The sequence below is a fragment of the Bacillus sp. BPN334 genome (assembly GCF_008368885.1).
GTDB lineage: Bacteria > Bacillota > Bacilli > Bacillales > Bacillaceae_G > Bacillus_A > Bacillus_A wiedmannii.
Genome location: NZ_QOZW01000020.1, coordinates 243,637 through 259,201 on the forward strand (window position 1 = coordinate 243,637; position 15,565 = coordinate 259,201).

General features: G+C 36.0%; 17 protein-coding genes. 2 read left to right on the forward strand and 15 right to left on the reverse strand.

Translation table 11 applies throughout. From position 1 onward, the window contains the following. Nucleotides 1–7: 7 nt before the first annotated feature. The 10 genes from flhA to DN393_RS27860 all read right to left on the reverse strand — a co-directional run bounded on the left by flhA (nt 8) and on the right by DN393_RS27860 (nt 7,767). Nucleotides 8–2,074 (reverse strand): flagellar biosynthesis protein FlhA, encoded by a 2,067-nt coding sequence (flhA, locus tag DN393_RS27815; RefSeq protein ID WP_097817754.1) that lies wholly within the window; start codon nt 2,072–2,074, stop codon nt 8–10. 24 nt (nt 2,075–2,098) lie between these two features. After that, nucleotides 2,099–3,145, reverse strand: a complete 1,047-nt coding sequence (flhB, locus tag DN393_RS27820) for a flagellar type III secretion system protein FlhB (RefSeq protein ID WP_098130836.1) — start codon at nt 3,143–3,145, stop codon at nt 2,099–2,101. A 10-nt stretch (nt 3,146–3,155) separates the two neighbouring features. Beyond that, nucleotides 3,156–3,917 (reverse strand): flagellar biosynthetic protein FliR, encoded by a 762-nt coding sequence (locus DN393_RS27825; RefSeq protein ID WP_001055715.1) that lies wholly within the window; start codon nt 3,915–3,917, stop codon nt 3,156–3,158. A gap of 15 nt (nt 3,918–3,932) precedes the next feature. After that, on the reverse strand, nt 3,933–4,208 hold the full coding sequence (locus DN393_RS27830) for a flagellar biosynthetic protein FliQ (RefSeq protein ID WP_001098085.1): 276 nt from the start codon (nt 4,206–4,208) through the stop codon (nt 3,933–3,935). A 33-nt stretch (nt 4,209–4,241) separates the two neighbouring features. After that, entirely contained in the window at nt 4,242–5,000 is a 759-nt protein-coding gene (locus DN393_RS27835; RefSeq protein WP_001220582.1) for a flagellar type III secretion system pore protein FliP, read from the reverse strand. Next, on the reverse strand, nt 4,997–5,311 hold the full coding sequence (locus tag DN393_RS27840; RefSeq protein WP_098103347.1) for a flagellar motor switch protein FliN: 315 nt from the start codon (nt 5,309–5,311) through the stop codon (nt 4,997–4,999). Before DN393_RS27840 ends, DN393_RS27835 begins: the two co-directional genes overlap by 4 nt. Nucleotides 5,312–5,323: 12 nt before the next feature. Beyond that, nucleotides 5,324–5,683: a flagellar motor switch protein FliN gene (fliN, locus tag DN393_RS27845; RefSeq protein WP_000680010.1), complete on the reverse strand. Its 360-nt coding sequence runs from the start codon at nt 5,681–5,683 to the stop codon at nt 5,324–5,326. A gap of 10 nt (nt 5,684–5,693) precedes the next feature. Continuing rightward, on the reverse strand, nt 5,694–6,680 hold the full coding sequence (gene fliM, locus DN393_RS27850) for a flagellar motor switch protein FliM (RefSeq protein WP_064459929.1): 987 nt from the start codon (nt 6,678–6,680) through the stop codon (nt 5,694–5,696). A 14-nt stretch (nt 6,681–6,694) separates the two neighbouring features. After that, the gene (locus tag DN393_RS27855; protein ID WP_000775712.1) at nt 6,695–6,919 is read right to left on the reverse strand and encodes a flagellar motor switch protein FliN; all 225 of its coding nucleotides are present in this window, start codon (nt 6,917–6,919) and stop codon (nt 6,695–6,697) included. A 62-nt stretch (nt 6,920–6,981) separates the two neighbouring features. Continuing rightward, nucleotides 6,982–7,767: a lytic transglycosylase domain-containing protein gene (locus tag DN393_RS27860; RefSeq protein ID WP_098093103.1), complete on the reverse strand. Its 786-nt coding sequence runs from the start codon at nt 7,765–7,767 to the stop codon at nt 6,982–6,984. A 257-nt stretch (nt 7,768–8,024) separates the two neighbouring features. On the opposite strand from DN393_RS27860, the gene DN393_RS27865 reads away from it, so the two are divergent. Beyond that, entirely contained in the window at nt 8,025–9,116 is a 1,092-nt protein-coding gene (locus DN393_RS27865) for a flagellin N-terminal helical domain-containing protein (RefSeq protein WP_098102212.1), read from the forward strand. Between the two features lie 264 nt (nt 9,117–9,380). After that, nucleotides 9,381–10,181, forward strand: coding sequence for a flagellin N-terminal helical domain-containing protein (locus DN393_RS27870; protein WP_098093099.1), 801 nt, complete (start codon nt 9,381–9,383; stop codon nt 10,179–10,181). A gap of 94 nt (nt 10,182–10,275) precedes the next feature. Here the strand turns inward: DN393_RS27870 and DN393_RS27875 are convergent, their stop codons facing one another. The 5 genes from DN393_RS27875 to flgE form a co-directional block, all read right to left on the reverse strand. After that, nucleotides 10,276–11,223, reverse strand: coding sequence for a DNA-binding domain-containing protein (locus tag DN393_RS27875; protein WP_098093097.1), 948 nt, complete (start codon nt 11,221–11,223; stop codon nt 10,276–10,278). Between the two features lie 806 nt (nt 11,224–12,029). Continuing rightward, the gene (locus DN393_RS27880; protein ID WP_064459934.1) at nt 12,030–12,938 is read right to left on the reverse strand and encodes a chemotaxis protein; all 909 of its coding nucleotides are present in this window, start codon (nt 12,936–12,938) and stop codon (nt 12,030–12,032) included. 120 nt (nt 12,939–13,058) lie between these two features. Next, nucleotides 13,059–13,544: a hypothetical protein gene (locus DN393_RS27885; protein ID WP_000068322.1), complete on the reverse strand. Its 486-nt coding sequence runs from the start codon at nt 13,542–13,544 to the stop codon at nt 13,059–13,061. Between the two features lie 318 nt (nt 13,545–13,862). Then, nucleotides 13,863–14,201, reverse strand: a complete 339-nt coding sequence (locus DN393_RS27890; protein WP_000213334.1) for a DUF3964 family protein — start codon at nt 14,199–14,201, stop codon at nt 13,863–13,865. A 49-nt stretch (nt 14,202–14,250) separates the two neighbouring features. Next, nucleotides 14,251–15,564, reverse strand: a complete 1,314-nt coding sequence (gene flgE / locus DN393_RS27895) for a flagellar hook protein FlgE (protein ID WP_098093095.1) — start codon at nt 15,562–15,564, stop codon at nt 14,251–14,253. Nucleotide 15,565: the final 1 nt, after the last annotated feature.

Sequence of the window (15,565 nt, forward strand, 5' to 3'; positions counted from 1 at the left end):
CCCCCTACTATTCAATATAGGCAATTTGATCTACAACAATTTCCGGTGCTAATTCGCTAATACAAAGTACTTGCGCTTCTACTTGATAACGCTCAAGAAGTCTTACAATCGCAAATCTGAAATCTTTTCTACGCGTTAATAATACTGGTTCTCTTCCCATTAAACGAGCTTGTTTAAAGACACGCTGTACTTGTTCAACAACACGTGTTTCTAAATCTAAATCCCAGTTTAATAAGTAACCTTGGTATGAATTATTTACAACATCCGCATCTAACTCGATTGAATCCGAGAAGAGCGCCGCATAAATTTTACCGTCAGGATTTTTCGCATTTTCACAAATCACTTTTGAAATACATTCACGGACGAATGATGTTACACCGTCGACATGATTTTGATAAATTTCTTTTCCATCAATAATACCTTCAATAATAGTTGGTAAATCACGAATAGAAATTCCTTCTTTTAGAAGTTGTTTAATAACATTTTGAACGAGTGATAAGTCGATTTCTTTCTTCTTAATCTCTTCTAATAAAACGCCGTTATCATTTTCAAGCGAGTTAATTAAGTCTTTTACATGTTGACGCTGAATTAACTCATGAAGATTACGTCTAACGACAACATCTAAATGTGTAATTAATATGCTAAGTGGCTCTAATACTTGATAGCCTTTCATTTGTGCATCTTGTACCATATGCTCTAAAATCCAATATCCATCTTCTCCGAAAATTGGATCTTTCGCTGGTTCTGCATCTAAATCTGCCATTACATTCGGTGTTTTCAGTGCTAATAAATAACCTGATTTTAAAACACCTTCAGCTGCCTTCGCACCTTTAATACGAATAATGTAACGTCCTCGTGGTCTAAAACTCGTATTATCTTTAAAGTTAATGCCAGGAACGTTAATACCAAGGTCGGTAATAATCGACTTCCTCATGAGAACAACTTTATCACGAGCTGTTTCCCCGTTAATCTTCTGCTTTACAAGGGCTGCTAAATCTAAACCGAGTTCTACTATAATTGGATATTTATCTGTAAATACTCCGAATGAATCTTCCACTTGTTGCAGTTGCTCATCTTCGCCTTGAATCATTTCTAATTCTTTTTGAAGCTCGTCTTCTTTTTCTTTCTTTATTCGGTTTTTATTACGAATTCCTAAGAAAATAATTGTTCCACCAACGAGTGCGAATGGTAGAAATGGTAGCGGCGTGAAAATACCCATCGCAATAAATAAACCACCAAGCGCATATACAACGACTTCATGTGCTAATAACTCTTTAAAGATACCTTCTGTTACTGTATCCGCTGAGCCATCAAATACACGCGTTACGATAATACCTGTTGAAATCGCAAGCATTAACGAACCGATTTGGTTTACGATTCCGTCACCGACAGTTAGCTGTGTATAGTGAATCGCTGCTTCAGCAAAACTCATTCCTTGCTGCATTATGCCGACAATTAAACCGAAAATAATGTTTACGAATAAAATGACGATCCCGAAAATAACGTCCCCTTTAATGAACTTCCCGGCACCATCCATCGCCCCGTAAAACTCTGTTTCCATATTTAATTTTTTTCGTTTTGCCTGTGCATCTTTTTCAGTAATAATACGCTGGTTTAAATCCGCATCGATTGACATTTGTTTCCCGGGTAAAGAATCAAGTGTAAAACGAGCTGCAACTTCAGCAGTACGAGACGCACCGTTTGCAACGATAAACTGGAATATGATTAATACTATGAAAATAACGATACCAATTAATAAGTTCCCGCCAATTACAAACTGACCGAACTCTTCAATAACATGCCCCGCATTTCCGTCTGTCAAAATCGCTCGCGTCGTCGATACGTTAATCGATACGCGGAAAATCCCGATTAATAACAGCATCGTCGGAAATGACTTTAATTCATCCCACTCGTTAATACTTGTTGCTCGCATATAAATAAGCACTGACATACTTAGTAAAAAAACGATAACGATATCAAGTATAAATGGTGGAAGTGGAATTAAGAGCGCCACTACGAATGACGCTGCTAAAAAGATAGAAAAATAGGTTCTTGCAGAATCTATCTTAAACACAAGAGATCTCCTCCAACCGCGCTATTATACTTCAAGTTCATTCGTTTGAATTAAATAGCGCATAACTTCAATTACAGCTACGTATAAATCTTCTGGAATCGTCTCATCTTCCTCGACTTGATAATATAAAGAACGAGCAAGCGGACGGTTTTCCACCATTGGTATTTCTTGTTCTCGGGCAAGCGTTCGTATATATAATGCGAGCTCATCTTCCCCTTTTGCAACGACAATTGGCGCCGCATCGACCTGCTTATTGTACCGAAGTACGACCGAAATATGAGTCGGGTTGTTTACAATAAACGTTGCACCATCCATCTTCTTCGCAATTGTCCCTTGCAAGATCGCATGCATAAAGTTTTTTCGTTTCCCCTTTACTTGTGGGTCCCCTTCATTATCTTTATGCTCTCTTTTTACTTCTTCTTTTTTCATCTTAATATCTTGTTCGTACTCCCATTTTTGATAAATAAAATCAATAATAGAAAGAACGATTAATATAATTAAAATAGCTAAAAAGATAAATTTAATTTGCCTAATAATTTCAGTAAGTGACGCAGTCCAGTTAAATCCAATCATACTAACGATTTTCTCTAAATTCTTTTTAAAGAGAATGTAAGCGACGTAACCGATTAATCCCATATAAAACAGTGATTTCAAAATATCTACTAAACTTTTACGACTAAACAATCTCGTAAAATAGTTTTTTGGGTTAATACGCGACGCTTTCGGCTTAATGACTTTAGAAGAAAATAAGAAACCGACTTGAATCATATAATTGAATAAATGAAAAGCGTATACGAGTATTAATATCGGAGCTGATACTTTTAGTAATAAAATACCCATTAAATAAAAATACTCGGTCGAATCTGTATTTTTTCCAATTTGCTCAAACAGTACCGCGACAGAATTTGCAATCTCATAACCGAGCCAATCCCCGAAAAAGTAAACGACAACTGCTAATACAAGTATGGAAAATAAATTATTTAAATCTTTACTCCGGGCAATATTCCCTTCTTCACGCGATTTCTTACGCTTCTGCGGGGTGGCCTTTTCTGTTTTATTATCCTTTGCCATGCGCGTCCCCCTACTTCGTTAAGAAAAAGTTAAATAGTTTTGTATATTCTTCAAGCAATACATCCGTCATATTTTTAAACACATAACCGAGCATCGGTACACTCATCGCAATAAACAAAATACCACACGTAATTTTAATGACGAATGCATTCATAAAAATATTTAATTGTGGTGCATTTTTTGCGATTAAAATAAGAACAAAGTTAATGATGAATAAACTTCCCATAAGCGGAAGAGCAATTTCAACCGCTGATGTAATCGCAAATAATAACGTTGCGAGTAGACTATCTAAAAAACTAGTCGTCAGCAATTTTGAAATCGCCTCTGTATATTGAAACGACTTTAAAATCGTGGCAACGAAATAATTAATGCCGCCAAGTGAAATAAAAATAATGAGGAAAAATATATCAAAAATGGTTGATAGTAAAGTAGACTGTGAGCCTGCATTTACATCAAACAAACTTGCCTGTGATAAACCGATATCGAAGTCTAAAATATGCCCTGCCATTTTTGGAATGTTCCACAGCATTTCTACAATTTTTGAAAGCGATAATCCGATTACAATTTGCGTTCCTGCATAAGCTGCAACGTCCCAAGTTGTCTTTATGTGAGAGACATCAACTTGATCGGCCACTGTAATTGAAAGAGCAAGTCCTACTGTAACCTTTGCCATCGCTGGAATGGATCGACCTGAGAAAAACGGTAAAAAATATAAAAATGAAGTAATGCGGCAAAACGCAAAAAACGTCGCCGCCCATAATTCCATATTCATTTCAGTTCACCTATCTTAGTACGAACGCAATAGCGATGGGATTTTATCAAATAAATCTAAAATAAGCGTCGTTAACTCTTGAAACATCCACGGACCCAAAATGATAATAACGAGTACAATACTCGCCATTTTCGGTAAAAACGTCAGCGTTTGCTCTTGAATTTGCATCATCGCCATAATGACAGCGATGATAATAACGACAATCATACTTACGCCGGCAACCGGCATTAAAATCATAACCCCTTTATAAAAAAAGGTTTGAAAAATATCTATAATTGGTGACGTATTCATTTATATGACTCCTATCACATAGCATCAAACGCTTCAGGCGACCGTTTTAAACATAATGTCGACGATTTTTGTATATCCACCTAAATATACGAAAACAAGTATTTTAAACGGTAAACTTAAAATCATCGGCGGTACCATCATCATCCCGAGGTACATTAAAAGTGTACTAATAATCAAATCTATAAATACAAACGCTAAATAAATGAACATCCCCGTTAATAATCCCTTTTGAATTTGCGTTAACGTAAAGGATGGTACGAGCGTAAATAAGGAAAGATCTTTCAAATCTTTCGGCAACTCTTCTCCGCGCACTTTCAGCATCATTTTTAAATCATGCTTATACGTATGCTTTGACATATACTCTTTCATAATCGGAGCTGTCGTCTCCGCAGCTTGACTTACTGTTATTTTCTCTTTCGTCATCGGATCCCACACATCGCTCTTTAGCTGCCCAAGTACAGGCTGCATCGTAAAGAGTGATAAAAATAATGCAAGTCCAACAAGTACTTGGTTCGGTGGTAAATTCATTACCCCAAGTCCTTGACGTGTAATCCCAAGAACGATCATAAAATAAGTAAAATGTGTAAATAATAGAACGATAGAAGAAGATAATGATAAAAGGGTAACGAGCGCAAATAATTGTACACTTGAATTACTCGTAAACTCTTTTCCATTTTCGAAATTAATAAAACCGTTCGGGGCCGCATACGCTGGATTTACAAAAATAATTGAAAAAACGATAGAAAATACGAAAATAACGGCTAATAATGATAACTGTTTCTTTATTCTCATGATGGATCCTCTACTTTTTTCGTTTCACTCTTCACCGCGTCTTCTAGCGCTTGTTGAAACTGATTTCCTGTTAATTGCACAGATTGTACACCGTTATTACTAATAACAGTGAACACTTGCTTGCCATCCACTTCAAATAAAAAGGCACTCGTTTGATGATTTAAATACACGCCGTCTTTTACTTGAATATGGCCATTTTCACCTTGTTTAAAAAACTGCTGCTTGCGCGTCTTTTTCGTCATATAATATGCACCGTAGCCGAGCGCACCAAACAGTAAAACGACTTGAAATAAGGTCGTCATATACGACATATGACTCCTCCTCTACTCTTTATCTTGCATTTGACTTTGCGCTTTCATAAGCGCAGCTTGCTTCTTGTCAGCTTCAATTTCAGAAATGATAATACCGAACTTCTCGTCCATTACGATCGCTTCCCCAATGCCGACTTTCATATTACTTAAATACACATCTACTTTATGTCCTAAGTTTTTCTCTACTTCCAGAACATCGCCCACTTTTAACTGTTTCACATCACCAAGTGTAATAGATGACTTCCCAAGCTTTACACCAAGTTCAATCGAAATATCTGAAACAGTATCAATATGTGCTTTACCCGCTTCATTTCGCTTTCCTGCAAAATCTTCTAATCCCATTAATGATACAGGAGATACTTCATGCTTCATATAGATCCTCCTACTCTACAAAACTTTTAAATAAGAGCGCCTTACGCGTTCCATCTTTTCCAATAAAACAATTAAATTTATGCTTTCCATCTACATAACCAAGTAATTCATCCGAAACTTTCGTATGAAGCGGAATAATATCGCCTTCTTCAATTTGTTCAATCTCACCCATTGTCATCTTTTGCTCGCCAATTGCAACGTGAACAGGTTTATACACTTGATTTACTTTCACTTCCACTTCAGACGTATACTTTTTACGCTTATCCGAAGAATGTTCGACAATATTTTCAGACGTTAACTTATCCATAATTTCTTCAACAGATAAGAACGGAATACCGATACGCACCGTCGTATTCCAAAAATCTGTTTTCATATTTACGTTCAGTAATGAAATGATATCACTCGCTGTCGTAATCTTTAATGCATTCGGATCTGTCTCCGTCGTTACAAATTTTGGTTCAATCGCAACAACGCTTTCAAATGATTGCTCTAAATTTTTACAAAGGAGCATAAAAATATTATCCAGTGTTAAAAACTCAAATGCGGTAAGTGGTCTGCGCATCGTAAAGTTACGCTTACTATCCCCGCCAAGCCAACATTCATGAATATAAATAACGAACGCTAAATCAATCTCAATAACAATTTCTCCAAGCTCTGGAAGGCCAAGATCAATAACGCAATATAAATAGTAATCTTTCGGCATTTTCTCCACATACTCACTCGTAAATGGAACTTGCTCAACCGTTGAAGGCTCTAGCTCAATCGGAATACGCATACGCGCTGCCAACGTCTGTGACGTCTGTTTACCAAATGTAGAAGCAATCGCTTGCAAGCTACGTAAATGCTCAACACCGAACTTCTCCGGTCTATTAAAATCATACTCTTGAAATTTCTCTTGCTTCCCTGCTTCTTGTGCGAAAGCTGGCATTTCCTCGCCTTCATTTACCGCCTTCAGCAGGGCATCAATTTGCTCTTGGCTTAATTTTTCGCCACTCATGACAATCCCCTTCCCTACCTTTTCAATTCAACGATTTCAACGTACATCTTCCCGTTTTTCGTCAAAATCTTTCCGGTTCCAATCTCTTCATTCTCAAGCATAAGACGCACCGTATTTTTCGTTGAATTTTCAAGACGATACAATGTACCTTTCGTAATATGAAGCAAATCTTCAATTTTCTTTTTCGTATTTCCGATTTCAAAATAAATTGTTAACGGAATATCATCTTGTAATTTCAAATCTAGCCAACTCCCATATCATGTTCACGAAAATTTCATGTTCTCTCTATATATGAAACTTCTTATTTTGAAACGTCGATATTTAATATTTTTTTAATATATCCTTGCGTTTCTTTAAATGGTGGTACGCCTCCGTACTTTCTCACATTACCAGGGCCAGCATTATAAGAAGCAAGTGCCAATACTAAGTCGCCGTTATTTTTCTTTAAATAACCGCTTAACTCTTTTACACCGCCTTCAATACTTTCAGCTGGTGAAAATGGATTTTTTATACCCATCTCTTTCACATTCGCTGGCATAAGCTGCATAAGACCCATCGCACCTGCATGTGACACCGTTTTCGGATTAAAATTAGACTCTACTTCAATCATTTTTTGAATTAACGTTTTCGGAATTCCGTATGTACGGCTAGCGCGATCAATAATATCCTCATACTTCCCCTCATTGGAAGAACGTATTTTTTGAATATTATACTTCTTCGTTAATTCCCACGTATCAGCAGCCTCATTTTTCGTTTCTGGGAAACGTCGTTCAAACTCTTTTTGTGCGACTTGCACTTCATCTGCTTTCTTCGTTTCAGCCTTTTCTTCAGGCTTACTCGCTTCCTCTACTTTATTAATAGATTGTTCCGGTTTATTTACGACCGTTTCTATTTTTGTAGATTGTACCGGCTGACTCATATCCTCTACACTTGCCGGTTGCGCAGTCCCCTTCGTCTCCTTCGCAGGTTCACTCTGCAACTTCTCTTGAAAACGACTACTAACGAATGCTTGTGGACTACTTAGCTTTTGCTGAATTTGTCCTTTCTTATATGCAAGCACTTCTTTTACTATATTTCCAACTAACATAATATCACCTTTTCGGTAAACAAAGATAATCTAATATTAGAGTTTTTTTTTAAAGTTTGCAATAATCCTTTTAATAATATTGTAATAAAAAAATGAATATATTGTTAAACTGTTATTTTTTTATATTTATTAATTCGAATTTTTAGTTGACACCCGCTATGACAGGGATTACAATAAATCTCGAAATTGATTTTTTCGCATATTACCGTTTTTCAATTTGCAGAAAAGTCAATATAAAAAAATGGGGGTTCTTAATTATGAGAATTAATACAAACATTAACAGTTTACGCACGCAAGAATATATGCGTCAAAACCAATCAAAAATGAGCAATTCTATGGACCGTTTATCAAGCGGTAAACGTATTAACAACGCTTCTGACGATGCAGCAGGTCTTGCAATCGCAACTCGTATGCGTGCACGTGAAAGTGGTCTAAACGTAGCAGCTAACAACACACAAGACGGTATGTCATTAATCCGTACAGCTGACTCAGCAATGAACTCAGTATCTAACATCTTACTTCGTATGCGTGACATCGCTAACCAATCAGCCAACGGTACGAACACTGATTCAAACAAATCTGCACTACAAAAAGAATTTGTTGAATTACAAAAACAAATTACGTATATTGCAGACAATACTCAATTTAACGATAAGAACTTATTAAAAGAAGATAGCGCAGTTAAGATTCAAACACTTGATTCAAGTAGTGCTGCTCAACAAATTGGTATTGATTTAAAAGGTGTTACTCTAGACAAATTAGGAATTGATAAAATTTCTATTGGTGGTGCTGCTACTACTGCAATTGAACAAACAGACATTGACGCTGTTACTACAGGAATTGGTGCCTTAACAAAAGATTCTACAGTAGCTACTGATATTAAGGCTATTAAGGATAGTTTTGATAAAATTAAAGCGGGCATGGATGCTAAAGATGTTACAGCAATTGAAACTGCTCTTAATGGATTCAAAGAAGGTCAAACAACAGCAACAGCTGCAGGTGTTGACGCTATTACAGCTGCTTTAGCAGGTGCTACACTTCCTACAGCAACAGCTGCAGCTGACAAAGTAGATGCTTTAGCAGCTGTCGAAGCAATTGATAAAGCTCTAACAACAGTTGCTGACAACCGCGCAACTCTAGGTGCTACATTAAACCGCTTAGACTTTAACGTAAACAACCTTAAGAGCCAATCTTCTTCTATGGCTTCAGCTGCTTCTCAAATCGAAGACGCTGACATGGCGAAAGAAATGTCTGAAATGACTAAGTTCAAAATCTTGAACGAAGCTGGAATCAGCATGCTTTCTCAAGCAAACCAAACTCCTCAAATGGTTTCTAAATTATTACAATAAGCCATTTGAGTTAGTTTCCTGAATAAACCTCTCTGCTTGCGGAGAGGTTTATTTTTTCTATATAGATGAATTATTTGTAAGATCTTTCTTTTTTAGGTAGGAGAGAGCATCCGCGTTGCCTAGCAATGATTATTAACCTATCTCTATCCCCTCTCTCGTTAAAACACAACTAGAAGATAAGCATAAGTCCTTTTTTCTTTTCATAGCTGTTTATCGTCTTTAAAACTATATATATATGAATTTATAAAATAAGGAGTGTATATTATGCGTATTGGTACGAATGTCTTGAGTACGAATGCTAGGCAGTCGTTGTATGAGAATGAGAAGCGTATGAATGTTGCAATGGAGCATTTGGCGACTGGTAAGAAGTTAAACCATGCTTCTGATAATCCAGCTAATATTGCAATTGTGACTCGTATGCATGCACGAGCGAGTGGTATGCGCGTGGCAATTCGTAATAATGAAGATGCGATATCGATGCTTCGCACGGCAGAAGCTGTCCTTCAAACTGTGACGAATATTTTACAGCGTATGCGTGATTTAGCTGTTCAATCTGCGAACGGTACAAATTCCAATAAAAACCGTGATTCACTAAATAAAGAGTTTCAATCTTTAACAGAACAAATTGGCTATATTGACGAGACGACTGAGTTTAATGATTTATCCGCGTTCGACGGCCAAAGCCGTCCTGTTACGTTAGATGATATTGGTCATACAGTAAATATAACGAAACATATTCCTCCTTCTCCTACACAACATGACATCAAGATTTCAACAGAACAAGAAGCAAGAGCTTCGATTCGTAAAATTGAAGAGGCTTTACAAAATGTATCACTTCATCGTGCTGATCTTGGGGCTATGATGAATCGTCTACAGTTTAATATTGAAAATTTAAATAGCCAAAGTTTGGCCCTAACAGATGCTACATCTCGAATTGAAGATGCGGATATGGCGCAGGAAATGAGCGATTTTTTAAAGTTTAAATTGTTAACTGAAGTTGCCCTTAGTATGGTTTCACAAGCAAATCAAATACCGCAAATGGTTTCCAAGTTACTACAATCTTAAAAAATCATCTTCCTTCTATGAAACGATTCCATACAAACAAAAGGGAAATACATATAAACTATGTATCTCCCTTTTATTTTGTACCCAAATTTTATTACTGCGTTACAGTCATAACCTGTCCACTACGATCAACCATAATTTTCATTTTACCGTCTTGTGCGTTATATAACCCTAATTTATGCAAATCTTGTTTACATTCTTTTACGAAGAAAGGCAATGTGCGAATTTTATCAATATCAGAGCTCGTAATGAAATGAATTAAATGATGCGTCATTTCTTTTATATCATGAACAAGCTCTTCCTTTTCTCGCTTGAGCCTTTCATTTTCAGCTCGTAATACATGTAACTCGCCTTCAAGACCACGAGCATTCTTTTCACCTTTTGAACGCTCTGCAGCCATGCTAGAAAGCTTATAGATTCCTTCCATGAACTGATGTAGTTCATGCTCTTTTCTTTCACTACACTGGCTAATCGTTTCAAAATTATCAACAATACCAGATATAACTGTTACAAGGCTTTTTTCGTTCTCTGTATTTGGAACTTCATTTCTTAATTCTTGTTTGTTTTCTTTTTTCATTTCAACAATTGATTCTTTTACAGGCGTATATTTTCGCTTTCGTCCTGGTTTTTGTTTTTCAATATTTTCAAACGGTATTTCACATTTTTTTAATTTGTAATACGTATTCTGTAATTGACTTGCTGTTTTCGGAAAAAGATTTAGTTCTTTTTTACTAACGTATTTTGAAATATTAATAATGTTTAAACCGTGACGTTGGGAAAATTGATACACTTCATACAGTAACTCTAACTCAGACTTCAGCCATGTAATTGTAGATTTTTCATACGCTCGCATCCCGCCATTTTTTTCGATATCTATTTGAAATAATACCATTCTATTATATAAATCAACTAATTCTTCATACTCTACTCGGAATTGTTTCTCTATTTTTTTTAATTCCTCTTCTAGCTGCACATCGTTCATTTTATTATTTGACATGTTTTGTAAAAGATTTAATACATTGATTGCTGTGTGGTGATACATAATCTGTGCCACTCCCCCTCATCCTTTCACAATTCTCATCTGACTCCCATGTCTTTTTAGAAAATAGCAATTTTTTCATATCCATATTATAACATTTCGAAATTATCTGTCAAATATTAAACATACAAAAATGTATAGAAAGTATAGAAATAGAAAAATTATTTTTAACTAATATGTATAATTACATATTAATTATATTATATGGTATTTAGGATATTTTTTCACCGAAAAAGTTTGCGTTACTACGCAACCTTACTAGCATATTCCAAAAATACGCTCTCTTATATTTTCAAATAAATAAGCCAGCTATTTATTCATTAAACGAATTGAAAATCTCGAAGTAGAGACTATTCATACAGCCACAAACACTCCAGAAATGTTTAATCTTCCTACCTGTACAGCAGAGTATAGAATGCAAAAAAAGGAACTAGCCAGTACTACTTACACGTGGCTAGTTCCCTCCTCCCTACTAAAAAAATAGAGTTGTATATCAGTTCTTCAAACCCTCAATCAAAGGCTCTTTTCTTCTACTGACCTAAAACCACTCCATATATCTGGTCTCACATCGCACGGGGCTCTATTAGGCACTGACCGCCACCACGCATGGCTAGCTACTCTATTCTTGATAAATAGAATGCAACTGTACACCGGTTCTTCTCAAACTCTCTCGGTATACCACTTCCCACTTTTACCCAAAACAGCTTCATATATCTGGTCTCACATCGCATAGGGCTCTATTAGGCACTGACCGCTCTACGCATGGTTAGAGCTTCTATTCCAGCTAAAAAAAGCTTTTCAAACGTTTTTTACAGCACTAACTTATCAACTAAACCAATTAACTCTTGAATATCCGGCTTACTTACTTGAGCATTTGCTCCTACAGCTTCGCCTTTATGGAATAATTCATTTGTAATTAATGAAGAGAAAATAATGACTGGTAAACGATTCATTACTTCACTATCTTTAACTACTTTCGTTAAATGATGTCCGTCCATTTTCGGCATTTCAATATCCGTAATTAGCAGGTGAATATGTTCAAACATTTTTTCACCTTGCTCTTTCGCTAGTTTTTCAATTTGTGCTAATGCCTCTGCACCATTGCTGAAGAAGTTCATTTTCGTATATCCAGCTGATGATAATGTTTCTTCTAATATTTGGCGAAGCATCGCTGAATCTTCTGCAATATAAATCACTTTTTCAGCTCGATCCGTTTTTTGCTCTAAACCTGCAAGTGATTTATTGTCATAGCCAGTACCACTAATTTCACATACAATTTTCTCGTAATCTAATAGTAAGATGATTTTTCCATCTAGCTTTACAATACCAGATGTCGTTTCTTCTAGTCCCATAGATAATGAAGCTGGCTCATCAATTTGTTCCCACGAAATACGTTGAATACGATGCACTTCATCCACACGGAAAATAACTTTCATTTGATTTAATTCAGAGATAATAAATTTCGTTTGATCAAGTGGTTTTGTTGATTTTAAATTAAGAGCCGTCGCTAAGTTAATAACAGGTAAAATTTCACCACGTACTTGAACAACACCTTCAACTGCATGATGAGATTCTGGCACAGTTGTAACAGGGAATGGATTAATGATTTCACGTACTTTCATTACATTAATACTAAATAGGTTTTCACCAACAGTATATGTAACAATCTCTAATTCATTTGTTCCGCTTTCTAATAAAATACTTTGTGCTTGTGACATAAAGGTGTCGCTCCCCTTCCATTAATTCCGTATATCTAATTATTAAGCTTTATTAAACCGAAAAAGTCAACTACCTATATGAAAAATATAGATAGTCGAACGATTTATTTTAAAAGACGCTTAATCTTGTATAAACGAAGCAAGTGCCTCTAATAACACTTCTTGTGCTCCTACAATTTCTGTCGGCATTGCTTCCCACTTTTTCGAAAGCTCCGTTTCTACTCTTATTCTTAGCTCCGAATCCATTTCTTCTAACACATATTCTTTCGTCGCTATATCAACATCAAGTAGCGCAAGCGCATATAATTCTGGATCATTTATTTTTTTAAATAATTGTTTCAATATAGATGGTGCTATATGTTTTAATTTTTCAATATGAATTTCTTTATCAGAAAATAGTAACTCATATTGAATAAATGTAACATTTTCTTTAATCACTTTAAAATAGCAATTATTTTTTTTATCATTTACAAAATAACCGTTCGGATCTGCAATAATACTCTCTACTTTACGAATTAAATCTGGCAAACTACTCGCCGCCATAACAGTCCGCTGCTCAACCTCACTTGGCGAAATGAATGTAACGCGATACTTATTCTGCGCCATCCTCCTCACCTCTCCTTTTATAGAAATCTATCGTCACATACTATCCAGAAGGCACTAGCCTACTATGAAATGATTATCTCATCCCCAACCATCTCAGTACGCCTCCATAGCTCTATTCTTACAACTAGGAGCCCGTCTGGATCATAACTGTTTATCCACACTAAACTTCGCTTACCTCTTCTTATACTACCCTAGTAACTCTCCATACCTCTGTCCTTATACACCAGTCGAGGCCCTATTAGGCACTAACCGCTCCAAAACAACGCTGGGTCCTCTCTTCAACCCTGAAAAGAGCTTTTAAGGTCTTTTTAGATCTTTTTAAGAACTTTTCAATAACTCGATGTTATTGAACCAAAATGCAATCTGCTGATCCGTTATTCCTGATAGTGTAATAAAAAACTCACGGCACTTCATCTCGTCCTTAAACAGTTGATACTTCCATTCTCCTTCGCTACCAACACTTACGAAATAAAACTCATGAATACGGCCAATAATTGATTGCTTTTCACCAAATGAATATGCAGGTACTTGCTTAATTTCAAATTGATCAGGTAAATATATATGCTCTTCTCGTTCCATTTTTAACACTTGCTCTGCAAGTTCACGTTTATTTTCGAAAAAAGGCAATTGTAAAATTCGCTCTTGTCTTGTCGTCATACGAATAAAAAACCCTTTCTACTACATTACAATTTTACTTTATGATATATTATCGAATTAAGTTTACAACTTCATTTAATACTTCATCTGAAACTTTAATTACTTTCGCATTTCCTTGGAACCCACGTTGATAAAGCATTAAATCAACAAATTCTACAGATAAATCTACGTTTGAACTTTCTTTTGCTGACCCTCGTACATTCCCTGCACCATTCTCACCAGCAACACCTATTCCTGGAATACCCGCTGATGGTGTCGCAACGTAATTTCCATTCCCTGTTTTCATTAATCCACCTGAATTCGGGAATGTAGCTACAGCTAGTTGTCCTACAACTTTCATACTACCATCCGAATATTTCATCATAACGAAACCACCGTCAGAAATAGAATAGTCATTTGCAATTGCAGCTGGACGCCCCGTTACTTCTGTGGTAGAAATAGTTTTCCCTGTCGGATAATTTGTTAATCCGCTTAAATCAAGTGTTAGACCACCACCAAAAGGAATTTGAACAGATCCACCTTTAGTAATTTCACCAGTTACTGGATCTTTTTGTACAGCCTCATCTGTTTGCTTTAAATTTCCTAATGTATCAAATATAAGCGGTTTGTTGTCCGGCATACCTTCAATAGGCTTAAATTCTTTTTCGTTTTTAGAATCATTTCTTACAGAAACTGCATATGTATATTCACCTGGCACTGGCTTTTCAACTTCTTTACCATCTACAGTCTCTTTTGTAGTCTTTTGTTTAATATTTACACGTAACGTTAACGAGTTCCCTTCCGCATCAAAAACTGTGAATTCGTGAGATAATGCATTTTGGTTTCTAGGAAGGTTTCCGCCTATTGTCGCTTTATCTGTTTGAATCCCACCAACAGCTGATCCCATTGGAATATGAATTGGGCTTGGTCGTGAAGAAAAATCTACTTCTTGTGTTCCTGTTTTTACACCATAACCTAGTACATACTGTCCACCTGTATTTGTAACATAGCTATCTTTCGATACACTAAAAGACCCTTTTCTCGTATACTCTACATTTCCAGCATTACGATCACCAACTAAAAACAAACCGTTTCCTTCTATCGCTGTCTCCATCTTATCACTAGTTAAAGTAATAGAGCCATCACTAAAATCTGTAGATGTCCCACTGAACTTTACACCGTTACCAATACTCTTTGGATTCGTGCCAGCATAAGCACCATCACCACGTGAACCAACCGTATTATTATATAGCAAATCATCAAATATAGCCTTTTGCTTTTTATATCCAACTGTTTGTGCATTTGCAATATTATTTGAAGTAACACTTAATGCATTTTGTGCTGCATTCATCCCTGTAATACTTGTATATAACGCTTTAATCATA